The 26,742-nt window shown below is 67.7% G+C and carries 17 protein-coding genes; 8 read left to right on the plus strand and 9 right to left on the minus strand.

The genetic code is table 11. The annotated features are described in order from the left end of the window. Positions 1-14: 14 nt before the first annotated feature. Genes MLG_RS03360 through MLG_RS03370 form a run of 3 tightly spaced genes read right to left on the minus strand, consistent with a single transcriptional unit; the run spans position 15 to position 5,895 of the window. Positions 15-1,589 carry a TolC family protein gene (locus MLG_RS03360; protein WP_011628400.1) on the minus strand — a complete coding sequence of 525 codons (1,575 nt, stop codon included), beginning with the start codon at positions 1,587-1,589 and terminating at the stop codon, positions 15-17. Next, positions 1,586-4,669 (minus strand): efflux RND transporter permease subunit, encoded by a 3,084-nt coding sequence (locus MLG_RS03365; protein WP_011628401.1) that lies wholly within the window; start codon positions 4,667-4,669, stop codon positions 1,586-1,588. The genes MLG_RS03360 and MLG_RS03365 overlap by 4 nt, the downstream gene beginning before the upstream one ends. Continuing rightward, positions 4,666-5,895 carry an efflux RND transporter periplasmic adaptor subunit gene (locus MLG_RS03370; protein ID WP_011628402.1) on the minus strand — a complete coding sequence of 410 codons (1,230 nt, stop codon included), beginning with the start codon at positions 5,893-5,895 and terminating at the stop codon, positions 4,666-4,668. The genes MLG_RS03365 and MLG_RS03370 overlap by 4 nt, the downstream gene beginning before the upstream one ends. A 250-nt stretch (positions 5,896-6,145) precedes the next feature. Here MLG_RS03370 and MLG_RS03375 point away from each other — a divergent pair, with 250 nt between their 5' ends. From MLG_RS03375 to MLG_RS03385, 3 genes are all read left to right on the plus strand, one after another. After that, the gene (locus MLG_RS03375) at positions 6,146-7,591 is read left to right on the plus strand and encodes a TrkH family potassium uptake protein (RefSeq protein ID WP_011628403.1); all 1,446 of its coding nucleotides are present in this window, start codon (positions 6,146-6,148) and stop codon (positions 7,589-7,591) included. Positions 7,592-7,866: 275 nt separating this feature from the next. Beyond that, positions 7,867-9,138 carry a glucose-1-phosphate adenylyltransferase gene (glgC, locus tag MLG_RS03380; protein ID WP_011628404.1) on the plus strand — a complete coding sequence of 424 codons (1,272 nt, stop codon included), beginning with the start codon at positions 7,867-7,869 and terminating at the stop codon, positions 9,136-9,138. Positions 9,139-9,225: 87 nt separating this feature from the next. Beyond that, complete coding sequence (locus MLG_RS03385; protein ID WP_011628405.1) at positions 9,226-12,015, plus strand: cation-transporting P-type ATPase; 2,790 nt, start codon at positions 9,226-9,228, stop codon at positions 12,013-12,015. Between the two features lie 49 nt (positions 12,016-12,064). On the opposite strand, the gene MLG_RS03390 is transcribed toward MLG_RS03385, so the two are convergent. Further along, positions 12,065-13,858 carry a potassium/proton antiporter gene (locus MLG_RS03390; protein WP_011628406.1) on the minus strand — a complete coding sequence of 598 codons (1,794 nt, stop codon included), beginning with the start codon at positions 13,856-13,858 and terminating at the stop codon, positions 12,065-12,067. 90 nt (positions 13,859-13,948) lie between these two features. On the opposite strand from MLG_RS03390, the gene MLG_RS03395 reads away from it, so the two are divergent. From MLG_RS03395 to MLG_RS03415, 5 genes are read left to right on the plus strand one after another with little or no spacing between them, the layout of a single operon-like run. Further along, entirely contained in the window at positions 13,949-14,338 is a 390-nt protein-coding gene (locus MLG_RS03395) for a P-II family nitrogen regulator (protein WP_011628407.1), read from the plus strand. Between the two features lie 49 nt (positions 14,339-14,387). Further along, the gene (locus MLG_RS03400; RefSeq protein ID WP_011628408.1) at positions 14,388-15,899 is read left to right on the plus strand and encodes a DUF1538 domain-containing protein; all 1,512 of its coding nucleotides are present in this window, start codon (positions 14,388-14,390) and stop codon (positions 15,897-15,899) included. Next, the gene (locus MLG_RS03405) at positions 15,896-16,243 is read left to right on the plus strand and encodes a P-II family nitrogen regulator (protein ID WP_011628409.1); all 348 of its coding nucleotides are present in this window, start codon (positions 15,896-15,898) and stop codon (positions 16,241-16,243) included. The genes MLG_RS03400 and MLG_RS03405 overlap by 4 nt, the downstream gene beginning before the upstream one ends. A 27-nt stretch (positions 16,244-16,270) precedes the next feature. Continuing rightward, the gene (locus MLG_RS03410) at positions 16,271-16,660 is read left to right on the plus strand and encodes a CBS domain-containing protein (RefSeq protein ID WP_011628410.1); all 390 of its coding nucleotides are present in this window, start codon (positions 16,271-16,273) and stop codon (positions 16,658-16,660) included. Between the two features lie 30 nt (positions 16,661-16,690). After that, positions 16,691-17,293, plus strand: coding sequence for a class I SAM-dependent methyltransferase (locus tag MLG_RS03415; protein WP_011628411.1), 603 nt, complete (start codon positions 16,691-16,693; stop codon positions 17,291-17,293). A gap of 840 nt (positions 17,294-18,133) precedes the next feature. Here the strand turns inward: MLG_RS03415 and MLG_RS03420 are convergent. The 5 genes from MLG_RS03420 to MLG_RS03440 all read right to left on the minus strand — a co-directional run bounded on the left by MLG_RS03420 (position 18,134) and on the right by MLG_RS03440 (position 26,731). After that, complete coding sequence (locus MLG_RS03420) at positions 18,134-19,258, minus strand: DegT/DnrJ/EryC1/StrS family aminotransferase (RefSeq protein WP_011628412.1); 1,125 nt, start codon at positions 19,256-19,258, stop codon at positions 18,134-18,136. Positions 19,259-19,402: 144 nt separating this feature from the next. Continuing rightward, a complete protein-coding gene (locus MLG_RS03425) occupies positions 19,403-20,410 on the minus strand; it encodes an isocitrate dehydrogenase (RefSeq protein ID WP_011628413.1) in 1,008 nt (335 codons plus the stop codon). A gap of 180 nt (positions 20,411-20,590) precedes the next feature. Further along, on the minus strand, positions 20,591-23,746 hold the full coding sequence (locus tag MLG_RS14680; RefSeq protein ID WP_011628414.1) for a sensor domain-containing protein: 3,156 nt from the start codon (positions 23,744-23,746) through the stop codon (positions 20,591-20,593). Positions 23,747-23,757: 11 nt separating this feature from the next. Then, on the minus strand, positions 23,758-26,511 hold the full coding sequence (locus MLG_RS03435; RefSeq protein WP_011628415.1) for a sensor histidine kinase: 2,754 nt from the start codon (positions 26,509-26,511) through the stop codon (positions 23,758-23,760). Beyond that, positions 26,504-26,731 carry a hypothetical protein gene (locus tag MLG_RS03440; RefSeq protein WP_011628416.1) on the minus strand — a complete coding sequence of 76 codons (228 nt, stop codon included), beginning with the start codon at positions 26,729-26,731 and terminating at the stop codon, positions 26,504-26,506. Before MLG_RS03440 ends, MLG_RS03435 begins: the two co-directional genes overlap by 8 nt. Positions 26,732-26,742 lie beyond the last annotated feature (11 nt).

Genomic DNA, 26,742 nt, shown 5'->3' on the forward strand with positions numbered 1-26,742 from the left:
GGCGATCCACCGGATCAGCGCCCCATGGCCTGAATGCCGCGCCGCTCCAGCAGGGAGCCGTCCAGACGGTAAAGCTCGACCAGGGCCTGGCGGTAGCCGATTTCAGCGGCCTGTCGGTCCACCTGGGCCTGTAGCAGGTCGCGTTGCGCCTGCGAGAGGGCGAAAGCGGTGGCCTGGCCCACCTCAAAGCGGGCGCTCTCGGCCCGCAGGCGCTCCTCCTGGGCGGCAACGGTGGCCATGGTGGCTGCGATCTGCGCCTGGCTGCGGTCGACCTCCAGCCAGGCGGCCTGCACGTCCATCTGCACTAGGCGGGTCAGGTTGTCGATGCCGAGCAGGGCCTGTTCCCGTTGTAACCCGGCCTGGCGGTGTTCGGCCTGACCGGCCCGGCGGCCCAGGGGGTGTTCCACCCGAAGGCCTGCCACGGCGTCATAGCTGCGGCCGTCCAGTTCCTGCACCGCTGAACCGAAGGAGTCGGCAAAGCCGCTCTTGCCCAGGGTGACGAAAAGATCCAGCCGCGGCAGCAGGCCGTTGCGGGTGCGCACCAGCTCCAGCTCATTGCGCTCCAGAAGCAGCCGGGCCTCGCGCAGTTCGGCCCGGTGCTCCAGGGCGAGCAGCAGGTGGTTGGCCACCGGCTCCGGCTCGGTGTCCCCGGGCAGCGCGGGGGCGGTCTCCGGGGTCAGCTCCGGGGCCTCGCCCGGGGCGTAGTCGGTCCCGGTCAGTTGCAGTAGCTCCAGTCGCGCCAGGTCGCGCCGGTTGCGGGCGTCGATCAATTCCTGCCGGCGGAGCGCGGCCTCCGCCTCCAGCGGGGCCAGTTCGGTCTCCGACAGGTCCCCCAGCCGGATCCGTTCCCGTGTGCGCTCGATCTGTTCCCCGGCCAGCGCCAGCGAGGCTTCGAACAACCCGATCTCGCGTTCCGCCTGCACCAAGTCCCAGTAGGTGCTCTCCACGTCGGCGATCAGGGCCTCGGTAAAGCCACGCAGTTCGTACGCCGAGCGCAGGGTGTCGAGCTCGGCCTGCTGGACGCGCACGAGGTTCACGTCGCGGCCGCGGCCCTGCAGCAGGGGCTGGTTGAGGGTGAGGTTGAGCCGGGAGCGGTGCAGGGCGGTGCCGTCCCGGGCATCTGGGGCGTCGCTCTCGCTTAGCCGCCGGTCCTGGGTGACGCCCAGTTCCACCTCGGTGCCGGGGGCGAACTGCTGGCGGACGCCGGCGCGCACGTTTTCGCGCTCGCTCTCCACGGCAAAGCGGTCGCCGCGGCGGTCATCCAGGCGGTCCTCCCGGTCGCGGCGCACGCTCAGCTCGGCGAAGAGCTCCGGGTCGAAGACCGCCCGCTCGATCTCCTGGAAGGTGGCGGCGATCTCCGGCTCCAGGCGCTCGGAGCGCAGTGCGGGGTTGGATTCCAGGGCGCGCAGGACCGCCTCCTCCAGGGTGAGGGGCTCGGCCTGTACGCCGCTGGCGAGCAGCGCCGCCAGGACGGCCAGAAGGCCGGTGCGCAACGGCCCCCACCGGCGCCGGGGCCGGTTCACGGGGGCGCCCGGGCGGGCCGGTGCAACGAGCGGGCCGGGGTGGCCCGGGTGGCGATCCTGGGTCATGTCGCGCGTTTCCTTGCCGGGTGGAACAGGGTGTAGACCACCGGGATCAGCAGCAGGGTGATCAGGGTGGCGCTGGTCAGGCCGCCGAGCACCGCCCGGGCCATCGGCGCCTGGGCCTCGGCCCCCTCGCCCCAGCCCAGGGCCAAAGGCAGCAGGGCGAGCATGGTGGTGGCGGAGGTCATCAGCACCGGGCGCAACCGGCGCCGGCCCGCCTGCAGGGCCGCGGCCCGGGGCGGCAGGCCGGCGCGCCGGTAGCGGGTGGCCCGGTCCACGATCAGAATGCCGTTGTTCACCACGATGCCCGCCAACAGGATAGTGCCGATGAAGGACTGGGCGTTCAACGTGGTGCCGCTGAGCCAGAGGGCCAGGATGACCCCGATGGCGGCCATGGGCACGGTGAACATGACCACCAGCGGGTCGCGCAGGGACTCATAGAGCGAGGCCATGACCATGTAGACCAGCACCACGGCCAGCACCAGGGTGAGGGTGAGGGCGCTGAAGGCCTCTTCCTGTTCCTCGTAGTCGCCCCCCAGGTGGTAACTGTAGTCGCGGGGCAGGGGCTGCTGGGCCAGCCGTTCGCGCACGTCCGCCACCACCGAGCCCAGATCGCGGTCGGCGATGTTGGCGTAGACCAGGGCGATGCGCTGGCGGTCACGGCGGTCGATGCGCAGCGGGCTGGTGCCGGCCTCCCGGTTGACCAGGCTGCGCAGGGCGATGGCCTCGCCCTTGCCGTTGGTGACGGTGAGATCGAGCAGGTCCTCCAGGTCCAGGCTGCGGGCATCGGCCAGGCGTACGCGGATGTCCACCTCCTCGCCATTGTCCTGGAAGAGCCCGGCCCGGGTGCCGGCCACGGCGGTCTCCAGGGTGCGCGCCACCTGGCTGGGGGAGACGTCCAGGTCGGCGGCCCGGGTGCGGTCGATGATCAGCCGGTTCTCGGGGATGCCGTCGTCCCGCGAACGGCGCAGGTCGGTGATGCCTTCCACCCCCTCCAGGTGGGCGATGGTGGCCTCGGCCAGCCGGTCCAGGGTGTCCAGGTCGAAGCCGCGGATCTCGATGGCCAGTTGCTCGCCCTCGCCGCCGAAGCCGCCGCCGCGGAACAGCATGCCGGCGCGGGCCCGGATGCGCACGTCGGCCCCGGGGATGTCGGCCAGCGCCTGGCGCAGCGCCTGGGCGATGGCTTCGCTGGAACGGTCGCGTTCGGTGACGCTGCCGACGGCCAGTTGCAGGTTGCCCCGGGCACCGCCGCCGGCGTGGTAGCCGCCGCTACCCGCCCGGGAAACCCAGGCCTCGGTCTCTGGCACCCATTCCAGCACCCGGGCTTCGATCTCCCGCACCCGCTCGTCCAGGAATTCCAGCCCGGTGCCCGGTTCGTAGGTGATGGTCACCCGGACATCGCCCTCGTCGGTGGCGGGCATCAGTTCCGTGCCCAGCCGGGGCAGCAGGGCGATGGCCAGCACGAAGGCCGCTGCGCCGATGGCCAGGGCGGCGGAGCGGTTACGCAGGGTGGCGGCCAGCACCCGGCGATAGCCGTGGTCCAGGCCGGTGAGCAGGCGCTCGAGGCCGGTCTCCCGGTGCGCTCCCCCGGCGTGGGTACGGGCCAGGTGCCGGCCCACCCGCCGGGGCATCAGCGCGGTGAGCATGGGCACCAGGGTCAGGGCCACCAGCAGTGAGCAGAACAGGCTGAAGGCCACCACCCAGGCCAGGGGCTGGAACAGCTCACCGGCCAGCCCCTCCAGAAAGACCAGAGGAAGGAAGATGGCCAGGGTGGTCAGGGTGCTGGCGATGACCGCCGGGGCCACCTCGCCGGTGCCCTGGACGGCGGCCTCCAGCGGCGGCGCCCCCCGTTCCCGCCGGGCCATCACCGACTCGAGCACCACGATGGCGTTGTCCACCATCAGGCCCACCCCCAGGGCCAGGCCGCCCAGGGTCATGAGGTTGAGGGTGAAGCCGCCGCCATAGATCAGGGCGAAGCTGGTGACCAGGGAGATGGGGATGGCCACGGCGGCCACGGCGGTGGCCCGCACGTCGCGCAGGAAGAAGAGCAGCACCAGGATGGCCAGACTACCCCCCAGCACGATGGATTGCCCCAGGTTGCGCATGGCCCGCTCGATGTAGCGGGCGGAATCGGTGATCGGCTGTACCTGGACGGTGGGGAAGTCCCGGTCCATGCGGGCCAGCTCCCGGCGCAGTTCCCGGGCCGTGGCCACGGTGTTGGCCTCGGACTGCTTGCGCACTGCCAGGCGGATGCCCGGCTCGCCGTTGATCCGGATGCGCCGGGTCTCGCGCTGGTGGGTGTCGCGGATCTCCGCCAATTGGCCCAGTCGGACGAAGGCGCCCTCCGCCCGCGCGATGGTGATTTCCTGTAGGGCGTCCAGGTCGGTGAAGCGGCCGGGGATGCGCAGGGCGCGGTCGTAGCGGCCCTCCTCCAGGCCCCCGGCGGCCACCTCGAAGTCGGCCTCCACCAGGGCATCGCGCACGCTGTCCAGGGTCAGGCCCAGGGATTGCAACCGGCCCGGGTCGACGCCGACCTCGATCTCGCGCTCGAGGCCGCCCCAGATGTCGATGGCGCCGACCCCGGGCAGGCGCTCCAGCCGGTAGGCCATCTGGTCATCCACCAGGCGGCGCAGCTCAATGGGATCGAGGGGGCCGGAGACCCCGATGATCATGATGGGGGTATCGCCCAGGTCCACCTGGCGCACCCGGGGGCGGTCGGCCTCGTCGGGCAGGCTGGGCACCACCCGGTCGAGCCGGTCGCGCAGGTCGTTGGCGGCCTGCTCCAGGTGGGTGCCCCAGGCGAAGTTCAGGGTGACGTCCGACTGCCCCTCGCCGGAGACGGAGTTGATCCTCTCCACCCCGGGCACCGCGGCCACGGCGTCCTCCACCCGGCGGGTGATCTGCTGCTCCACCTCCCGGGGGGAGGCGTCGGCATAGCCGGTGGAGACGGTGAGGGTCGGATAGGCCACGTCCGGCAGCAGGTCCACCGGCAGCCGGGTCAGAGAGGTCAGGCCCAGGACCACGGCGATCAGGGTGACCATCACCGTGAACACGGGGCGTTGGGCGCAGAAGGCGGCGAGCCTCACCCTTCCTGCTCCTCGTCCTGGCGGGCCAGCGCATCGGTCAGCCGTTCCGGCCGCAGCGGGCTGCCGTCCCGGATCAGGTGCTGGCCGAGGGTGACCACATTGCCCTGCAACGCCGGGCTGAGGATCTGTACCCGGTCGCCGTCCCGCACCCCGGTGGTGACGGTGTGGTAACGGGCCCGCGGCGGCTGGTCGTCGCCCACATCCTCATCCACCAGGAAGATACCCACCTCATCGCCACGTCGCACCAAGGCGTCGCGGGGCACCCAGAGGGCGTCCCGGGTCTCGCCGACGGTGATGTGGAGACGGGCGAAGAGTCCGGGCTGCAGCCGGCCCTCCGGGTTGGGGACGGTCAGCTCCAGCCGGGCCTGGCGGCTGCCGGGACTGAAGCGCGGTGCCAGCCGGTGGACGGTGGCGGGGAAGTCCTCGCCGGGATGGGTGTCCACCCGGAGACGGGCGGCCTGGCCGGGGTTCAGGTGGGCGTAGTCCCGTTCGGTGACGAAGCCCACGGCGCGCAGGGTGCGGGTGTCCATCAGCGAGACCACCGGGTCGCCGGCGTTCAGCGCGGCGCCCTCGTCCCGATAGCGCTCGCCCACCACCCGGGTCTCGCCGCCGCCCTCCCAGTCGGCGCGGATCTCGGTCCAGGACAGGCGTACCCGGGCGGCGGCCAGGGCGGCCTCCCGCTGGGCAATCTGGGCCCGGGCCAGTTGCTCGCGGCTCTGCTCGGCGGCCACCCGCGCCTCGGCGGCCTCCAGCTCCGCCTGGGAGGCCACCTGACGCTCGCGCAGGGCGCGGGTACGGTCCAGCTCCTTGCGCGCGGAGGCCAGCGCGGCGCGGGTCTCGGCGAGCTGGGCCCGGGCCACGTCACGGGCGGCCAGGGCCTCGGCCACGGCCTGTTCCTGCTCCTCGCTGTCCAGACGGGCGATGAGTTCGCCGTGCTCCACCGTATCGCCGATGTCCACTCGCAATTGGCGCAGCCGGCCGCCGGTGCGCGCCGCCAGGTCGAACTGATTAGCCGCCTCCAGGCTGCCGGTGAAACGGCGCACATCCTCCAGCGGGCCGCGGGTCAGCGGGGCGGTCTCGACTGCCACCGGTTGCGCCGCACGCTCGCCGGTCAGACCGGGGCCGGCGCCGTCGGGGCCGGTGAGGTGCAGGGCGTAGAGCCCGAGGGCGGTGATAAGCAACGCGGGCAGCCACCAGCGTAGGGCCTTTATCAGGGCGGATTTCATGGGTTTGTCTTGATCCCCCGGGGGCTTCGGGTGTCACCACCATTAGAGCAATGGCGGGTAATGTCACTGTTGCATGATTGTGTCGGAATGTAACGGGGGGCGAGTCGTGGGCCGTGCCCGGATCCCGCTGCGTTGGATCATCCGGAGGCGGTCGGGGTTCCCGCCGGCCGGGGCTGCGTTACTGGCACTTCCTGGCGCAGCCGGTACAATGCCGCACTGCAATGCCACCGGGTTGGCCAGGGAGTGACCCGTGCACTGGAGAACCATCCTGCGAATCACCAGCCTGCTGGTGGTCATCTTTAGTTTCAACTTTATCCCGCCACTGGGGGTGTCGCTATTCTATGGCGATGGCCAGTGGGGGACCTTCGGGTTGAGCTGGCTCATTGTCGCCGTGCTCGGGGTGCTGTTCTGGTTGCCGGTGCGCGCCGACCGCAAGGACCTGATGGTCCGTGATGGCTTCCTGGTCGTCGCCCTCTTCTGGAGTGTGCTGGGGCTGGTGGGGTCGCTGCCCTTCATGTTCGGCCTGGGCATGACGCCCACCGATGCGGTGTTCGAGTCCATCTCCGGGTTCACCACCACCGGGGCCACGGTCATCGTCGGTCTGGATGACCTGCCGCGCTCCATCCTCTATTACCGCCAACAGCTCCAGTGGCTGGGCGGGATGGGTGTGGTGGTGCTGGCCGTGGCCATTCTGCCGATGCTCGGCATCGGGGGGATGCAGCTCTACCGCGCCGAGGTTTCGCGGGTGACCGCCGACGAGAAGCTCACCCCGCGGCTGATGCATACCGCCCGCGCCCTCTGGGCCATCTACCTGACGCTCACCGTGGCCTGCGCGCTGGCCTACTGGCTGGCGGGCATGACGCCTTTCGATGCCATCGGGCACGCGTACTCAACGGTGGCGACGGCGGGCTATTCCACCCACGATGCCAGCATCGGCTACTTCAACAGCGTGACCATCGAACTGATTGCGGTGGTTTTCATGCTGCTGGGCGGGATGAACTTCGCGCTGCACTTCCTGGTCTGGCGCTCGCGCGATCCCCGGGTCTATCTGCGCACCCCTGAGGCGCGCTTCTTCCTGGGGCTGTTTCTGGCGGCTACGGTGGTGATCGCCAGTGCGCTGGTCTTCATGTCCACCTACGAGTCGGTATGGGACGCGGTGCGCTATGCCCTGTTCCAGACGGCCTCAGTGCTCACCACCAGCGGGTTCTCCACGGCGGTGTTCGCGGAATGGCCGTTGTATATCCCCCTGGTGCTCGCCAGCCTGTCCTTCATCGGCGGTTGTGCCGGCTCCACCGCCGGGGGGATGAAGGTGATTCGCATCATGCTGCTGTTTAAGCAGGGCGCGCGTGAGGTGAACGCCACCATCCATCCGCATGGGGTCTATCGGGTGAAACTGGGAGACCGGGCGGTGCCCGAGCAGGTGGTGCAGGCGGTGTGGGGCTTCTATACGGTCTATATCCTGGCGGCGCTGGTGCTCACCGGGTTGAATATGGCCATGGGCCTGGATATGGAAAGCGCCTTCGGCGCCACCATCGCCTCCCTCAACCTACTGGGTCCGGGGCTTGGCGAGGTGGCGACCACCTTCGCCCTCCAGCCCGACCCGATCAAATGGATGGCCAGCTTCGCCATGCTGCTCGGGCGGCTGGAGGTCTTCACCCTGCTGATTCTGTTCACATTCGCCTTCTGGCGAAACTGAACGCGCTTCCGGGAAAGGCGCGGTGCCGGGGCCGTCGTTGTGCTGGGGGCGGAGGGGGCGTGATTACGGTTCAGGGGTTTAAGCGGCAGGGATGCCGCTTAAAAGCCCCCATGGACGGGTTCACGGCGTCCCCTGAACCGTAATCACGCCCCCTCCGCCCCCAGCACAACGGCGACGTGACACGGGGGCGCGCGTTGGCAGGGGTGACGGCGGCCGGTATCCTTACGGGTGCCCTGGGCCGGCGGGGCGAAACCCCTATCAGCAAGAGGTCGCTCATGTTCCTGGAATGCAACCCCCGCTTCGTCAGCCGCCTCACCCGGGATACGCTGGCGCTGATCATGGCCGGGGGGCGCGGGGGGCGGCTGTCCAACCTCACCGACTGGCGGACCAAGCCGGCGGTACCCTTCGGCGGCAAGTTCCGGCTCATCGACTTCCCCCTGTCCAACTGCATCAACTCCGGCATCCGCCGCATTGAGGTGCTCACCCAGTACAAGGCCCACTCGCTCATCCAGCACATCCAGCGCGGTTGGGGCTTCCTGCGCGGCGAGTTCGGCGAGTTCGTGGAGCTGGTGCCGGCGCAGCAGCGCATGGACAAGCCGCTCTGGTATGCCGGCACGGCGGATGCGGTCTACCAGAACATCGACATCATCAAGGCGCACAACCCCAGCTACGTGCTGGTGCTGGCCGGCGACCACGTCTACAAAATGGACTACGGCGGCATGATCGCCCGCCACGCCGAGTCCGGGGCGGCCATGACCGTGGGTTGCGTGGAGGTGCCGCGCAAGCGCGCCTCCGCCTTTGGGGTGATGAGCGTGAACGAAGAGCGCCAGGTGCTGGCCTTCAACGAAAAGCCGAAGGACCCCACGCCCATGCCCGGAAACCCGGACCGAGCCCTCGTCTCGATGGGGATCTACGTCTTCGACCGCGACTACCTCTTCCAGCTACTGCGCGAGGATGCCGAGAATTTCGACTCCTCCCGCGATTTCGGCAAGGACGTCATCCCCAACGCCATCGCCAACCACAAGGTGCAGGCCTATCCGTTCAGCGATCCGGTCTCCGGTCAGCAGGCCTACTGGCGGGACGTGGGGACGGTGGACGCCTTCTTCCAGGCCAACATGGAGCTGATCGGCGAGGACCCCGAGCTCAACCTCTACGATGAGGAGTGGCCGATCTGGACCTACCAGGCGCAACTGCCGCCGGCGAAGTTCATCCAGGGGCGGGACGGCCGGCACGGTACGGCCATCAACTCCATGGTTTCCGGCGGCGATATCATCCACGGTGCCGAGGTGCGCGACTCGCTGCTCTTCTCCCAGGTGGTGGTGCAGCCTGGGGCCACGGTGCACGAGGCGGTGATCCTGCCCGATGTCCGGGTGGGGGAGGGTTGCCGGATCCGCAAGGCGGTGATCGACGAGGGTTGCCGGATTCCCGCCGGTACGGTGATCGGTGAGGATCCGGCCGAGGATCGGCGCCGCTTTTTTGTCACGCCGAAGGACGTGGTGCTGGTCACCGCCGAAATGCTGGGCCAGGAAGTCGCCCACGTCCGCTGAAGGCCGGCCCTTGCCAGGGATAGCTTAACGAGCCGCCGCCAACCCGCTACCCTGTGAATTCATCCACACGAGACGGGCAGGGCTTTGATGGCGGACGATCAGCGGCAGGGCGAGGCAGGTACCGGATTGCCGGAGGGGGCCGGCAATGACCAGGCCTGGCATGCACTCTCGTGCGAGCAGGTGCGCCGGCACTGGGCGGTCACCCGGGAGGGGCTGAGTCCCGACGAGGCCCGGGACCGGCTCGACCGGTACGGTCGCAACGAGCTCAAGCCGCCCGAACGCGCCAGTGCGCTGGTGCGCTTCCTGCGCCATTTCCACAACATCCTCATCTACATCCTGATTGCCGCCGCCATCGGCACCGCCCTGCTGGGCCACTGGGTGGACACCGGCGTGATCGCCGCCGTGGTGCTCATCAACACCCTGATCGGCTTCGTCCAGGAGGGCAAGGCGGAGAAGGCCCTGGATGCCATCCGCCAGATGCTCTCGCCCATGGCGGTGGTGGTGCGCGACGGCAAGCGCCGGGAGGTCCCGGCCGCCGAGATCGTCCCCGGTGACATCATCCACCTGCAGGCCGGCGACAAGGTGCCGGCGGACCTGCGGCTGCTCGAGGCCAAGAACCTACGCATCGAGGAGGCAGTGCTCACCGGTGAATCGGTGCCGGTGGAGAAGGGGCTGGACCCGGTGGCCAAGGACGCCCCGCTCGGGGACCGCGCCGGCATGGCCTACTCCGGCACCCTGGTCACCTTCGGTCGCGGGGTGGGGGTGGTGGTGGCCACCGGCGAGCGGACCGAGATCGGCCGCATCTCCGCCATGCTGGGCGAGGTGGAGAGCCTGCAGACGCCGCTGGTGCGGCAGGTGGAGCAGTTCGGCCGCTGGCTGGCGGCGGTGATCATTGCCATCTCCGCGGCCACCTTCGCCTTCGGCTACTGGGTGCGCGACTACCCGCTGGATGAGATGTTCTTGGCCGCGGCCAGCCTGGCGGTGTCCAGCATCCCCGAAGGGCTGCCGGCGATCATGACCATTGCCCTGGCCATCGGGGTGCAGAAGATGGCCCGGCGCAACGCCATCATCCGCAAGCTGCCGGCGGTGGAGACCCTGGGGTCAGTGTCGGCGATCTGTTCCGACAAGACCGGCACCCTGACCCGCAATGAGATGACCGTGCAGGTGCTGGCCTTCTGCGACCGGCAGGTGGAGGTGGACGGGGTGGGTTACGCCCCCCACGGTGGGTTTTCCATTAATGATCGCGACGTCGACCCGGAGGATAACCCGGCCCTCTGGGAGACCCTGCGCGCCGGTCTGCTCTGCAACGACGCCCAGCTCTACGAGAAGAACGGCGACTGGGTGATGGAGGGCGACCCCACCGAGGGGGCGTTGCTGACCGTGGCGCGCAAAGCGGGCATGGATCCGCAGCGTCAGCAGGAGCGATACCCGCGGATTGATGTGATCCCCTTCGAGTCCGACCACAAGTACATGGCGACCCTGCACCACGACCACCACGGGCACGAGGTGATCTACCTCAAGGGGGCGCCGGAGCGGGTGCTGTCGCTCTGCCGGCGGCAAATGGGCAGGGAGGGCCCGGAACCGCTGGACGAGTCCCGTTGGAAGGGCCTCATGGACGGGGTGGCGGGCCGCGGCCAGCGGCTGCTGGCCATTGCCGCCCGTGACGGGAAGCCGGGGCAGCGCACCCTGGATTACGAGCACGTGGAGCAGGGCGATTTCACCCTGATGGCCGTGGTGGGGATTATCGACCCGCCCCGGGACGAGGCCATCCGGGCGGTGAAAGAGTGCATCGGGGCCGGCGTGCGGGTGAAGATGATCACCGGCGACCATCTGATCACCGCCCGCGCCGTGGGCGACATGCTGGGGATCAACAGACAGGGCGGCGGTCGGGCGCTGAGCGGGCACCAGATCGACGCGATGGACGACCGTGAGCTGCACAGGGCGGTGGCGGTGACCGACGTCTTCGCCCGCACCAGCCCCGAGCACAAGCTGCGGCTGGTGGAGGCGCTGCAGGCCGGCGGGCGGATCGTGGCCATGACCGGCGATGGGGTGAACGACGCCCCGGCGCTGAAGCGGGCCGATGTGGGGGTGGCCATGGGCCACAAGGGCACCGAGGCAGCCAAGGAGGCCTCGGAGATGGTGCTGGCCGACGATAACTTCGCCTCCATTGCCCATGCGGTGGAGGAGGGGCGCACGGTCTATGACAACATCCGCAAGGCCATTCTGCACATGCTGCCCACCAACGCGGGGCAGTCGCTGACCATCATGATGGCCATCCTCATGGGGCTGGCCCTGCCACTCACGCCGGTGCAGGTGCTCTGGGTGAACATGGTCACCTCGGTCACCCTGGCCATGGCCCTGGCCTTCGAGCCCAGCGAGCCGGGGGTGATGCGCCGGCCGCCGCGCGCGCCGGATACGCCGCTGCTCTCCGGCTTCCTGCTCTGGCGCATCCCCTTTGTAGCGGTGCTGCTCTGGATCGGCACCTTCGGCCATTTCGTCTACATGGAAGAGGTGGTGGGGGTCTCCGACGAGCTGGCCCGCACCGTGGCCATCAACACCCTGGTGGCCGGGCAGGCCTTCTACCTGTTCAACCTGCGGCTGATCTACCAGCCGGTGCTGGTGGGCGGGGAGATCTTCAAGTCCCGCGCCATGTGGATGGCCATCGGCGTGTTGGTGGTGCTGCAGCTCAGCTTCACCTACCTGCCCGTCATGAACACCCTCTTCGGGCTGGAGCCCATCGGGATGGCGGACTGGGGCCGCATCCTCGCCTTTGGCCTGGCGGTCTTCGTGATCGTGGAGCTGGAAAAGGCCGTGCTGCGGCGGCTGCCCTGGGTGGATACCGGTGAAGGCCAGCGGCAGGCGGCCCCGGTGCGCTGACCGCCCGGGCTTGGGTGAGGTGCCGGCCGCGGGCAAGCGGGCGCGGTGCTCAGGGGCGGGAGGATCGGCGCCCCGGGCGCAGCAGGTCCAGTAGCAGGCGGGGCAGGTTGTGTCCGGGCTGCTCAGGGTCGGCCTGGTGCCCGAGGGCCAGGCCCACGTCCGTGACTTCGCGCTTGTCCCGCACCGCCCTCACGATGAGTTCCACCGGTCCGAGCGGTACCCGGTCACCCACTACCGGACGACCCTGTAACGCCCGGCGCATGTGCTCGGCAATGGATTCGTCCGGCGGTAGGTCCCCCAAATCGACGCCGTAGGCCGCCTGCAACGCGGAGAGGGGCTGGTCCGGGTTGATCCGCAACTCGCCGAAGAAGGCCTGGTCGTCCTTGCTCGGCGGGACCGGGCGGGCGAACACCCGGTCCAGCAAGCCGAGGTAATCGGGTGGGATGAAGATGTAGACGTAATCGCCGGGCTGCAGATGGCTGGCATCCTGGTAGCGGATGGTCTGCTCATTGCGCACCACCAGTGACGGCCGCGCCCAACGTGGTAGCGGCTCGCCTTTCCCCACCGGGCTGTCCTCGGTAACCCGGTAAACCGCCAACTCGTGGCGCGGCGCGCCGGGCAGGGCCAGTTCCACCCGTTCCACCGGGCCGAGCTGTTCGGGCACGATCAGGTTCAGGCGCCGGGCGGCGGGGCGGATGGTCCAGCCCTGGATCAGCAGCGAGGTGAGCACCATGATGAAGGCCACGTTGAGGAACAGTTGGCCATTCTCCACCCCCGCCACGATGGGCAGTATCCCGAGCAGGATGGAGACGGCCCCGCGCAGCCCCACCCAGGAGAGAAAGGTGGTGGCCTCCCGTTCCAGCCGAAAGGGCAGTACGCACAGCCAGACGGCCAGCGGACGGGCAATCAGCATCAGGAACAGGCCCAGGGCGATGGCCGGCATGGCCACCGGGATGAATTCCGAGGGGGTCGCGATCAGCCCCAGCACCAGGAACATGATGATCTGCGCCAACCAGGTCATACCGGCCTGGTACTGACGCAGCTTGGCCGCACCCCGGATGGCCCGATTGCCGGCGACGATCCCGGCCACGTAAACCGCCAGGAAGCCGCTGCCCCCCAGGTAGCCGGTGGCAGCAAAGAGGCAGAGCGCCATGGCCATCACGGCGATGGGGTAGAGCGCCTCCTCCAGCTGGATACGGTTGACCAGCTCCACGATCAGAAAGCCCGCCACCAGGCCCATGACCAGCCCCAGCCCCATCTGCTGGCCGAAGCCGAGCAGAAACTGCAGGCCCCACGGCATCTCGGTGCCACCGGCCAGGATTAACTCGATGAAGAACAGGGTCAGGAAGATGGCCATGGGGTCGTTGGAGCCGGATTCCACCTCCAGCACCGAGCGGACCCGCTTGTAGATCTTCACCCCGCCGGCGCGCAGCAGGAAGAAAACGGCGGCCGCGTCGGTGGAACTGACGATGGCGCCCATCAGGAAGGCATAGGGCCAGGGCAGGTCAAACAGGAAGTGAGCCGCCACACCCACCAGCAACGTGGTGAGCAGGACGCCCACGGTGGCCAGGATAATCGCCGGCCCTGCGGCCCGGCGCAGGGTCTGGACCGGTGTGCCAAAGCCGGAATCGAACAGGATGACGGCCAGCGCCAGGCTGCCGACGAGGTAGGCCAGATCGGCATCGTTGAAGACGAACCCCAGCCCGTCCTCTCCGGCGATCAGGCCGATGCAGAGGAAAACCAGCAGCAGGGGCGCGCCGAAGCGAAAGGCGATCACCGAGGTGAACACCGAGAGGGCGATCAGGCCGGCCCCGATCAGGATGAGCGGATAGATCCAGTCCATGCTGCTAGCCTACTTGGAAAGCCCTCGCTGGTGGACCTCAGCGTGGGTCTTGGGGCATGGCCCGAAGCTCGATCGGGCCAGTGAAATTCCATGGTATGCTCCCCGGTATTACGACGGAAGGAGAGGGCTGTGACGGCGAAACTCCTGGTGGCGGTCATCGCCGATGAACTGGAAGAGCGGGCTGTGCGGATCGCGAGGGAAGAGGGGGCCCGCGGGGTCACGATACTCTCCGGTCGCGGTATCGGTTTTCCCGAACGCATCACCTTCTTCGGCCTCACCTACCGGGGCCTTACCAAGATCCTCCTTTGGGTGCTGCCCGACGCGGCCGCGGAACTCATCTCCGAGCGCCTCAACCGCGAACTCGACCTGATCAAGCCCGACCAGGGCCTGGCCTTCGTCCTGCCGGTGAGCGAGACCGGGGGGATCGACGTGGAGGCCATCCGCCGGGAGATCATTGCCGGCACCCGGGCCGACGATTGACCGTCGACCTTTCCGCTCATCCCACGCGAGCTAAGAAGACAACGAATCAGTGAATCAGCTCAAGGAATTTTACGGGATACTCAAGCACGCCTTCCGCAACCTGCTGCCGATCATTGCGGTGGTGGCCTTCTTCCAGTTCGTGGTGATGCAGGAAGTGCCCGAGGGCATGATGTCCATGGTGCTGGGCCTGGGCATCGTGGTGCTGGGTGTGGCGCTGTTCCTGCAGGGGCTGGAACTGGGCATCTTTCCCATCGGCAAGAACATCTCCAACGAGTTCGCCAAACGGGGCTCGCTGCCCCTGCTGATGGTCTTCGGCTTCTGCCTGGGGTTCGCGGCGGTGATCGCCGAACCGGCCCTGATCGCGGTGGCGGATCAGGCGGAGGTGATCAGCGAGGGGCGGGTGAATGCCTTCACCCTGCGGTTGCTGGTGGCCGGTTCCGTGGGCGCGGTGGTGGCCCTGGGCGTGGTGCGCATCATCCTGGGGCACAGCCTGCACTGGTACATGATCATCGGCTATATCATCGTGGTTGCCGTCACCTTCTTCTCGCCCGAGGAGATCGTGGGCCTGGCCTACGACTCCGGCGGGGTGACCACCAACATCGTCACGGTGCCGCTGATCGCCGCCCTCGGTATCGGGCTGGCGGTCTCCCTGCGCGGGCGCAACGCCCTCACCCACGGCTTTGGCCTGGTGGCGCTGGCGGTGATGGTGCCCATGATCACCGTGCAGCTCTACGGCATCATGGTCTACACCTTCGGCGAGACGGGCGATGTGGCCGCCAATGGGCTGCAGATGGAGGCCGAGACCGAGGGGGTGGCCGATCCGGTGGCCGGCAGCGTGCTGCTGGGCATGCTCACGGATCTGGGGCTGATGGTGCGGGACGTGTTGCCTATCATCGGGGTCATCCTGATCTTCCAGTACCTGGTCATCCGCAAGCGCATCGCCCACCTGCACAAGGTCGTCGCCGGCTTCGTGCTGGTCATCGTCGGGCTGTACGCCTTCGTGGTGGGGCTGAAACTGGGGCTGTTCCCCATCGGCGAGCGCATGGCCGAGCAGCTCATCGCCCTGGAGGGCTTCTTCTGGCTCTACCTCTTCGCCTTCACCATCGGGTTTGCCACCACCATGGCCGAGCCGGCGCTGATCGCCATCGGCGACAAGGCGGAGGAGGCGGCCAAGGGCAAGCTCAAGGGCAACGTGATCCGGCTGCTGGTGGCGGCCGGGGTGGCCATTGGTATCACTATCGGGGTGCACCGGATCATCACCGGCGACTCCATCCACTACTACATCATGGCCGGTTATACCCTGGTGATTCTGCTCACCTGGTTGTCGCCCAAGTACATCGTGGCGCTGGCCTTCGATCTGGGCGGGGTGACCACCTCCGAGGTCACCGTGCCGCTGGTCACCGCCCTGGGTATCGGGCTGGCCACCCACATCGAGGGGCGCAGTGTCATCATCGACGGCTTCGGGCTGATTGCATTCGCGTCGATCTTCCCCATCATCACGGTAATGCTCTACGCCATCGCCGTGGAGCGCATCGCCAAGGCGAGAGGAGTGCAGACATGAAGTTCGCAGTGCTAGTGGCCATCCTGGCCGAGGACCTGGAAGAGCAGGCCATCGACTCGGCCAAGCAGGCCGGGGCGGGTGGCGTCACCATCCTGGACGGGCGGGGTATCGGCACCAAGGAGAAGAAGACCTTCTTCGGGCTGACCTATGAGGGCAGTCAGTCGGTGCTGGTCTTCGTGCTGGAGAAGAAGCTGTCGGTGAAGGTGCTCAAGCAACTGACCAAGGATTTGGACCTGAACTCGCACAGCAAGGGGGTGGTGTTTACCATACCGCTGGAGCATATCGCCGGCATCGATACGGCGCAGGTCCAGAAGTTCGAATCGCAGATCAAGGACGAGCTTTAAAACCCGCCAAGAGCGTCAGGAGCCGACATGCTGGTTAAAGACATCATGAGAGAGGATGTGGTCACTATCTCCCCGCTGGCCACCATCCGTGAGGCCATGAAGCGGATGAAGGACCACGGGGTGAAATCCCTGGTGGTGGAGAAGCAGGGGCCGCACGATGCCTACGGCATTATCACCTACACCACGATCCTGCGCACCATCGTGGCGGAAGAGGGCGATATCGACCTGATCAACGTCTACGACGTCTGCACCAAGCCGGTGATCTCGGTGAGTGGCGAGCTGGAGTGCAAGCACGTGGCCCAGCTTATGGTGCGCCAGCAGTTCCGGCGGGTGGTGGTGCTTAAGGACAACGAACTGCGGGGCATTATCACCCGCAACGACATCGTGCGCCCCATCCTGGAGATTGCCGAGCAGTAGGCAGCGATCTCACGCGAGGAGAGTGTGTGTATGGTCAGCGACAGAGCGCCGGCTGGGGGCGATTCTTGGCGCCGCCAGGGCTGGGACCAGCGCTACCGGCAGGCCGAGCCCGGCTCTGCCGCGGCCGTGCTGGCGGACAACCTGCACCTGCTGCCGCCCCGGGGGCGGGCGCTGGATCTGGCCTGCGGGTTAGGCAGCAACGCCATGCTGCTGGCTGGCGCCGGGCTGGAGACCGAGGCCTGGGATTACTCGCCGGTGGCGCTGGAACGGCTGATGGAGCGCGCCAGGCGCCAGGGGCTGGCTATCACCCCCCGCGAGCGCGACGTGGAGCAGCACCCGCCGCCGGCGGTGTCCTTTGACGTGATCGTGGTGGCCCACTTCCTCCACCGGCCCACCGCGCCCGATTTGTTCCGGGCCCTGCGCCCGGGTGGGGTGCTGTTCTACCAGACTTGGAGCCGGGCGCGGGTCTCCGACGCCGGCCCGTCCAACCCGGCATTCCGCCTGGCCGAGGGGGAGCTGCTGACCCTCTTCGCGGGCCTGCGGCCGCTGCTGTACCGCGAGGAGGGGGACCAGGGCGATACCACCCAAGGCCTCCGCGACGTCGCCTGCCTGGTGGCCCGCAAGCCTGCCTGAGCCGGCCCGACTCCGACTGTCACGTGGCAAGGGCCACCCCCCGTTACTGCGAGCGGGGCCCCACCCCCACCGTCACTGCGAGGAGGCGAAGCCGACGTGGCAGTCCACCGCCCTGGATCGCCACGGGCCTTCGGCCCTCGCGATGACGGTGGGGGTGCCTCCCCCGTCACTGCGAGGAGCGAAGCGACGTGGCAGTCCACCGCCCTGGATCGCCACGGGCCTTCGGCCCTCGCGATGACGGTGGGGGTGCCTCCCCCGTCACTGCGAGGAGCGAAGTGACGCGGCAGTCCACCGCCCTGGATCGCCACGGGCCTTCGGCCCTCGCGATGACGGTGGGGGGGCCTCCCCCGTCACTGCGAGGAGGCGAAGCCGACGTGGCAGTCTACCGCTCTGGATCGCCACGGGCCTTCGGCCCTCGCGATGACGGTGGGGGTGCCTCCCCCGTCACTGCGAGGAGGCGAAGCCGACGTGGCAGTCCACCGCCCTGGATCGCCACGGGCCTTCGGCCCTCGCGATGACGGTGGGGGTGCCTCCCCCGTCACTGCGAGGAGCGAAGTGACGCGGCAGTCCACCGCCCTGGATCGCCACGGGCCTTCGGCCCTCGCGATGACGGTGGGGGGGCCTCCCCCGTCACTGCGAGGAGGCGAAGCCGACGTGGCAGTCTACCGCCCTGGATCGCCGCGGGCCTTCGGCCCTCGCGATGACGGGTGGGGCGCCCCCCTCGCGATGACGACCGAAAACCCGCGGCCCTCGCCATGGCAGCCCCGCTGTTCTTCCCTGATTCGGGCCCGCGCAGCGGGGCCGGCCATGCCCGGACCCGAGCTGTTCGTTTGCCTTCACCTAGGCCTTGCTCAAAGCCTCTTTCAGCGCCTCCACCACCCGCACCTGGGTGGCCCGGTCGATGGCCGGCCACATGGGCAGGCTGATCACCTCGCGCGCGGCGCGCTCGGCCTCGGGCAGACTCACGGTGTAGCCCTTCTCCCGGTAAACCGGTTGGGTGTGCAGCGGCGCGGAGTAGTAACTGTTGGCGCCGACCCCCTGATCGTTCATGTACTGGCGGATGGCGTCGCGCCGGTCCGAAGGCACCCGCAGGGTGTACTGGTGAAAGACGTGGTCACCGTGGGGCGCGACCACCGGCGGCGTTACCTCCGGAAGGGGCGCCAGCAGGTCGTCGTAACGGGCGGCCGCGGCCTGACGGCCGGCGTTCCAGTCGTCCAGGTGGGGCAGCTTGACCCGCAACAGGGCCGCCTGCAGGGCGTCCAGCCGGGAGTTGTAGCCGATGGCGGTGTGGTGATCGCGGCGGCTGGAGCCGTGCACCCGCAGCAGCCGGCAGCGCTCGGCCAGCGCCGCGTCGTTGGTGGTGATCATGCCCGCATCGCCGGCGGCACCCAGGTTCTTGGTGGGGTAGAAACTGTGGGCGGCAATGTCGCCCAGGCTGCCCAAGCGCCGCTCCCCCTGGCGCGCGCCGAAGGCCTGGGCCACATCTTCCAGTACCTTCAGCCCGTGTTTTTCTGCCAGGGCGTTGATGGCCGCCATGTCCGGCCCCTGACCGTACAGATGCACGGGGATGATGGCCCGGGTGCGCTCGGTGATCGCCGCCGCGATGGTCTCGGCGGTGATATTGAAGGTGGTGGGGTCGATCTCGGCAAAGACCGGTTTGGCCCCCACCAGGTCCACCGACTCGCTGCTGGCAAAGAAGGTGAAGGGCGAGGTGATCACCTCGTCGCCCGGCCCGATGCCCAGCGCCGCCAGGGCGATGATCAGCGCATCGGTGCCGCTGTTGCAGCCGATGGCGTGCTCGACGCCGAGGAACTCGGTCACCTCCGCTTCCAGCCCCTGCACTTCCGGACCCAGTACGTAGCCGCCTGAGGCCAGCACGCGCAGGGCGGTCGCCTCGAGCTGCTCGCGAAGCTGGTCATACTGCGGGCGTGGGTTGTAGATGGGGATGAAGGGCTGGTCGGTCATCGTCGGCTCCGTAAGCGGGTCTGGCGGGAAGCTTAATGGAAAGCAGCGGAGCCACGCAAAAGCCCCGTGGTCGCGGGCGCGCCGCTGCGTTACGCGAAGCTGATTCGCACGGCGCAGCGGCGCGTTGGCCGGCGGGCTTTAAGGTCAGATGCGTTCGATCACCGCGTCGGTGAAGCCGGTAGTGGTACCGTGGCCGCCCAGGTCGGGGGTGACCCGGTCGCCGGCAAAGATGGCGTTGCGGATGGCGGTGCGCATTCGGCTCGCTGGCTCGTGCAGCTGCATATGATCAAGCATCAACGCGGCCGCAAGCATCATGGCCGTGGGGTTGGCGATGTTCTTGCCGGCGATGTCCGGAGCACTACCGTGCACGGCCTCGAACAGCGCCTTGTCCTCACCAATGTTGGCCCCCGGTGCCATGCCCAGGCCGCCCACCAGCCCGGCGCAGAGGTCGGAGATGATGTCACCGAACAGGTTGGTGGTGACGATGACGTCGAACTGCTCTGGGTTCATGACCAGCTTCATGCAGCAGGCGTCCACGATCATCTCGTTCATCTCGATGTCGGGATAGTCCTCGGCCACCTCGCGGGCACAATTCAAAAACAGCCCCGAGGTGGTCTTCAGGATGTTGGCCTTATGGACCACCGTGACCTGTTGGCGCCCCAGCCGCCGGGCCATGTCAAAGGCGAAGCGCACCAGGCGCAGGGATTCATCCCGGGTGATCACCGAGCGTGCCTCGGCGGTGTTGCCGTCCTCGCTTAGCGTCTGGCCGATGCCCGAGTACATACCCTCGGTGTTCTCGCGCACGGTGATGATGTCGATGTTCTCGTAGCGGGCGCGGGTGCCGGGGATGGTGATGACGGGGCGGACGTTGGCGAAGAGCTGGAATTCTTTGCGGAGGGTGACGTTGACCGAGGTGAAGCCCTCGCCCACCGGGGTGGTGATGGGGCCCTTCAGGACAATGCCGTTGCGTTCAATGGCATCCAGGGCCTCCTGTGGGATGAGCTCCCGGCCCTGTTCCAGCGCGGTCAGCCCCACGTCGGCGTATTCGTACTCCAGCCCGCAATTGAGTCGGTCCAGGACGCGTTGGGTGGCCTCTACAATGCTCGGCCCTATGCCGTCGCCGGGCAGAACGGTGATCTTACGGCTCGCCATTCGGGTGCCTCCATGTCGGGTTGTAATGTTTATAAGCAGGTTTCATGTGTGGCGTTGCGCCACGGGGGGGTGGAACCCGCTAAGCCTCTCTATTCTACACCCCGTGGGCCTTTTCAGCAGCCTCGTCCGTGCCGGTGGAGGGCGCGGGCAGGCGTCACGGGCCTCCTCTGCGCCGAGGGTTCAGGCCCCATGATGCAGTGGGGGTGGAGCCGCCATCAGTTGGCCGGCGCGCTCCGCATCCAGCGGGCGGCTGTAGTAAAAGCCTTGGATTTCGTCGCAGCCCAGCGCCTGTAATACCCGTAACTCGGCCGCGGTCTCCACCCCTTCGGCGATGACCCCAAGGCCAAGGCTGCGGGCGATGCTGATGATGGCCTGGTTGATCGCTGTGTCGTGGCCGCTGTCGCCTATGCCGCGGACGAAGGATTGGTCAATCTTCAGCTTGGCGATGGGCAATCGCTTGAGATAGCCGAGGTTGGAATAACCGGTCCCGAAATCGTCAATGGCCAGACTGATGCCCATTTCCCGAAGGGTCTGGAAACCGGTGACCACCGCCGGGTCGTCCTCACTCAAAAAGAGGCTTTCGGTGACCTCCAAGTGGAGCCCGTCACCAGGCAGGCCGCTGGTCTCCAGTGCCCGGCGCACGTCTGCGACCACGTCGCTGCGACGGAGCTGGACCACCGATAGATTCACCGAGACCGGTAGGGCGGGAAGCCCGGCCTGCCGCCAGGCGCGGTTCTGGCGGCAGGCCTCGCCGAGCACCCAGCGGCCCAGTGGGACGATCAGCCCCGTCTCCTCGGCGATGGGGATGAAGCGCGCCGGTGAGATGTCGCCCTCGTCCCCGGCGTGCCAACGCAGCAGGGCCTCCATTCCGGTGAGGGTGCCGTCGGCCAGGCTTACCTGCGGCTGGTAATGTAGGCGGAATTCACCCCGGTCCAGTGCGCGGCGCAGCCGGCTCTCCAGCGACAGGCGCTCGCGGGCGCGGCTGGTCATGTCGCTGCTGAAAAAGCGGTAGCCCTCATGGCCACTGGCCTGTTTGGCCATCGACATGGCCGCATCCGCGTGACTGTGCAGGGTCTCGAGGTTATCCCCGTCTTCGGGGTAGAGTGCGATGCCCACGACGCTGGAGGGGGTCAGCTCCTGTCCGCTCAGGTCCAGTGGCTCGGCGACGCAGGCCATCAGGCGTTCGGCGGCTTGGGCCGCCTCGGTGGGCTTGTGGATCTCCGGCAGCAGGATCAGAAACTGATCGCTGCCGATCCGGGAGACCGTGCCCGCCCCGTTCACGTGGTCTTGCAGGCGCTGCGCCACCGTTTGCAGCACCTCGTCACCGGCCACATGACCAAGGGTTTCGTTGATGATCTTGAAACGGTCGAGGTCCAGCGACAGCAGGGCCAGCCGGTAGTGCTGGTCCTGGGCGCGGCGCAACGCCTGTCCCAATCGGTCGGCGAGCAACCCGCGATTGGGCAGCCCGGTGACCGGATCGTGCTGGGCCAGGTAGCGGATGTGCGCCTCGCGATCCTTGGTCTCGGTAAGGTCAAGGCCTACCGCGATATAGTGGGTGATCCGCCCTGCCTCGTCCCGGACCACCGATAGGGTGAGCCAAAGGGGCGCGTTTTCGCCCCCCTTGCGCCGGTTCCAGATCTCGCCTTCCCAAAAGCCGTGGCGGCGGAGCCGGGCGAGTATACGGCGGTAGAACTGTTGCGTGTGGTGGGGGGAGCGGAGCATGTGCGGGCGCCGGCCGAGCACCTCGTCGGGGACATAGCCGGTGCGTTCAGTGAAGGCCCGGTTCACCCGCATTATCCGCTGTCTGGCATCGGTGATGATGATGGCCTCGGTGCTGTGCTCGAACACCTCCTCGGCCAGGCGCATCTGCTCTTCGGCCGCCTTGCGGGCCTGTTCCCGCTCTATGTTGTCCAGCGCGAACGAGAGGTCCCCGGTCATCTCCGCCATGAGCTGGATGATATCCGCGCTAAAAAAGCGCTCCTCGCTGGAGTAGACGGCCAATGCGCCGATGCAGTCGTCGCTCTGGAACAGGGGGAAGGCGGCGACCGAGCGAAACCCGCGGCGGGCCGCGGCGGCCTGCCAGGGGCCGGCGTCCGGGTGATCCAGGAACCGGTCGAACACGCTGGCCCGCCGCTGGCGGATGGCGCGTCCTACCGGGCCCCGGCTCTCCGGGCGCGCAGGATCGGTACTGATACGGATCTCGTCCAGATAACCCATGTCGCGACCGGCCCGGCTCACCGGGGTGACGCGGCCACTGGCCTGATCCACCAACCCGATCCAGGCCATGTCGAGTCGGCCATACCGGACCACCACCTCGCAGGTCCGCTGGAACAATTCCTTGGGGTCGTCGATACGGATGATGACCTGATTGGCCTGGCTGAGGGCAGCGTAGAGATCGCGCAGTCGGCTGATCTCCTCGCGGGCCTGGACGTGGCCGGTCACGTCGTGGCTGATACAGAGCACATGGGCGATATTGCCGGTGTCATCGGTCTCCGGGACGATCAGCGCCTCGAAGTGGCGGACCCGGCCCTCGCGGTCCGGATGGGAAAAGGTCATGGTCCCGGGTTCGCCGCTTTCCAGCGCCTGGTTCAGGTGCCGCTCCCAGGTCGCGAGCAGTTTGCCGCGGAAGCCGACCTCCTCGTGTGTTCGGCCCAGGTAGTGCTCCCGCGGGATGCCGGTGAACGCCTCCAGGGCACGGTTGACGTAGAGATGCCGGAGGTCGCGGTCGAGTCGGACGATGATGTCGGGTGAGTTTTCCGCCAGGGTCTCGTAGGCCCGCTCTCGCGCGGCGAGGTCGGCCTGCGCCATCAACTCGGTGCGTAGCCGTCGGGCCTCCAGACCGTGCACATGGCCCCGCCACCAGAGGATGATGCCCGTGCCCGCTGCGACCACCAGCAGCAGACCGGTGGTGAAGCTCCAGCGCGCCAGGTGCCGGATATCCGCTTCCGGCGGGGGCGTGGGGGTACTGGAGACCTGGTGGTAGAAGAGGTAACCGAGCGCCGCCAATCCGCCGGCGAGCCCGGTCAGGATGCCCACGGGCACCCAGTAGTCGCCGGCAACGGGGAGCAGGTCGGAATCAGGGGCGCGAGGGCGCCGGGCCTGCTCTTCCAGCCGGGTGGTGTTGATGGTAAAGCGGATCACTAGGTAGAGCAGCCCGGCGGTCACCAGCACGTAGAACCAGCCCTTGGCGGTTTGCAGCCGGGCCACCAGCTCGGTGTCCTCTATGAGCACCAGCAACAGGCGGTCTGAGCCGAAAATCCACAGCAGCCCGAGCGCCGCGTAGGCCAGGCAGATGGTCAGGGCGGGGCCGTGGCCCGGTTTGCGCAAGGCTGGCATGGGGCGTCCGTTCAGGGGGATTCGTCCTCGCCGGTGGCGGCGCGGCGATCGCCGACGGGGAACTCGCAGATAAAGGTGGCACCGGCACCGGGCTCGCTTTCGACGCGGATATCGCCGGAGTGCGCGTCCATGATGAGCTTACAGATGGCCAACCCCAGGCCGCTGCCCTTGGGCTTGCCCGCCTGCTGGCTGCTCACCTGATGGAATTTGTCGAAGATCTTGCGCTGCTCCGCCTCGCTGATGCCGGGGCCATTGTCCTGTACCCGCAGTTCCAGCTTGCGCGCGGAGACCGGGACCACGGACACCTCCACCCGCCCGTTGTCCGGGTCGGTGAACTTGGCGGCATTGGAGAGCAGGTTGATCACCAGCTGAATGAGCCGGTCGTGGTCGCCGGTGATGATCGTGGGCTGCTCGGGGGCCTTGACCTGGAGGTCCACCCGGGTGTCGTGGAAGATCTGCCGGGTGGCGTCAGCGGCCTCTTGAACCACCTGGTTCAGGTCCAGGGTCTCCAGGTGCCACTCCGCGGCGCCGCTCTCGATCTTGGAGAGATCCAGTACCTGGTTGATCAACCGGGTGAGCCGCTCGCTCTCCTTGACCACCACCTGCAGGAACTCCTTGCGCTGCTCCGCGTCCAGCTCCGGATTGCTGAGCAGGATCTCGCCGAAGGCGCGGATCGAGGTCAGCGGGGTGCGCAGCTCATGGCTGACCATGGAGACGAATTCGTCCTTGAGGTGGTCGAGTTCCTTCAACCGCTCATTGGCCCGGCGCAGTTCGTCGGTGGCCATTTCCAACTCGCGGGATTTCTGCTCCAGGCGACGGGAGTATTCGATGGCTCGTGAGGTGGCGTCGAGGATCTCCATCACCCCCTCGAAGGAGAGCGCCTCGCCCTTGATGATGGACGAGACCATCACCCGCGCCGAGGCGGAGCCGATACTGCCGGAGAGCAGGCGCTCGGCGTAGCCCACCAGTTCCGGACGGGCATGGTCGCGCTCGTGAAGCTGGAGGCCGTGTTCCTCGGCATAACTGGTAAAGGCGGCCCGTGACCGCTCCTGCCCGATGAAACGGCCCAGCAGGTCCTGCAGATCGCCCACGGTCGCGGTGCCTTCCCAGAAGCGGGTGTCGCGCTCGGAGCGCAGGAAGACATCGACGAACAGCGCGCCCTGGATCCGTTCGATATCCGACTGGCGGGCGAACAACGAGACCCCCACCAGCAGCCCGATGTTGGCCAGCAGGCTCCAGAACACCGTATGCGTGATCGGGTCCAGGTCGGTGAGGCCGAACAGGCCGTAGGGGTTGAGCCAGGCAATCCCGGCGGGGCCCTGCTCCAGCAGGGCCCTGGGGATGAGCCCGGAGTCAACGAAGGAGGGCAGCAACAGGGTATAGGCCCAGATGACGAAGCCGGCGATCAGCCCGGCCATGGCACCCTTGCGGCTGGCACCCTTCCAGAAGATCCCGATCAGGATCGGTGGGGCGAACTGGGCCACGGCCACGAAGGAGATCAGGCCGATGGAGACCAGGGCGTAGGTATCCGCAATGAGCAGGTAATAGAAATAACCCAATAACAGGATCAGGCAGATGATCCCGCGGCGCAGGTTGACGATGAAGCGCGAGAGATCGGCGTCGGCGGACAGGCGAAAACCCCGCATGCGCAGGAGCGCCGGTACCACCAAGTCGTTGCTGACCATGATCGACAGGGCGATAGTGGCCACGATGACCATGCCGGTGGCCGCCGAGAAACCGCCGATGTAGATAAACAGGGCCAGCCAGTTATACCCCTCGGCCAGCGGCAGTGCCAGCACGAAGCTGTCCGGATTGACGGTGCCCTCGGAGAAATAGAGCATGCCCGCGAAGGCGATGGGCAGTACGAACAGGTTTATGACCAGCAGGTAGAGTGGGAACAACCAGGCGGCGGTGCGCAGGTGGTCCTCGTTGACGTTCTCCACCACCGTGACCTGCCATTGCCGGGGCAGGAAGATGATGGCCAGCATGGAGAGCAGGGTGAGGCTGAGCCAGTTCACGTAGCCACCCGGCAGGCTGGAGAGCAGCATCAGGTCGCGGATCTGGTCCACCTCGGCGGCCTGCTCGAACAGCGCCCGCGGCCCGTCGAAGAGCATGAAGGTGACGAAGAAGCCCGCCGCCAGGAAGGCCAGCAGCTTGATCACCGACTCGAAGGCCACCGCAACCACCATGCCCTCCAGCCGCTCGGTGGCGTCGATGTGCCGGGTCCCGAACAGGATGGCGAAGATCGCCAGCAGCCCGGCCACCCAGAAGGCCTTGTCGTCCCAGAAGCGCAACGGCGTGGCCGCCACCTCCGGTTCCGGGAAGCTCAGCATGACCACGAAGCTGTCGGAGACCGCCTTGAGCTGCAGGGCGATATAGGGGGTGATGCCCACCACCGCGATGAAGGTGGCCAGTCCGCCCAGCGCCATGGATTTCCCGTAGCGCGAGGCGATGAAGTCGGCGATGGAGGTGATGCGGTAGAGCTTACTAATCCGGATGATCCGGCGGAGGATCAGCCACCAGAGGACCGCCATCAGAGTGGGGCCGAGGTAGATCGTCAGGAACGACACCCCGGCCTCGGTGGCCCGACCGACACTGCCATAGAACGTCCAGGCGGTGCAGTAGACCGCGATGGACAGGGTGTAGACATAAGGGTTGTTGACCAGCGAGCGCCCGGTATCGCCCAGCTTGTCCGCCGAGTAGGCGATGGCGAACAATAGCCCCACATAGCCGAAGGAGGTGAAAACGAGCAGCCACTCAGACATGGCCACCACCCTGGCCGTCCTGGCGTGAACCGGCGCGTGGGCGGCGGTATAAGACCAGCCCGGTCAGCAGGATGATCAGCAGCCAGCTGAGGAAGAGGTAGACATAGAGGACGGGCAGGCCGAACACCCAGCCGTCGCGGGCGAACAGGGATAGCAGGGGGTAGTTGAACAACAGCGCCGCAAGCAGGGCCAGGGCGACGATGCGCTCGGTACGTTGCATGTGGGCTCCCG

It is taken from the genome of Alkalilimnicola ehrlichii MLHE-1, assembly GCF_000014785.1.
Taxonomy (GTDB): domain Bacteria; phylum Pseudomonadota; class Gammaproteobacteria; order Nitrococcales; family Halorhodospiraceae; genus Alkalilimnicola; species Alkalilimnicola ehrlichii.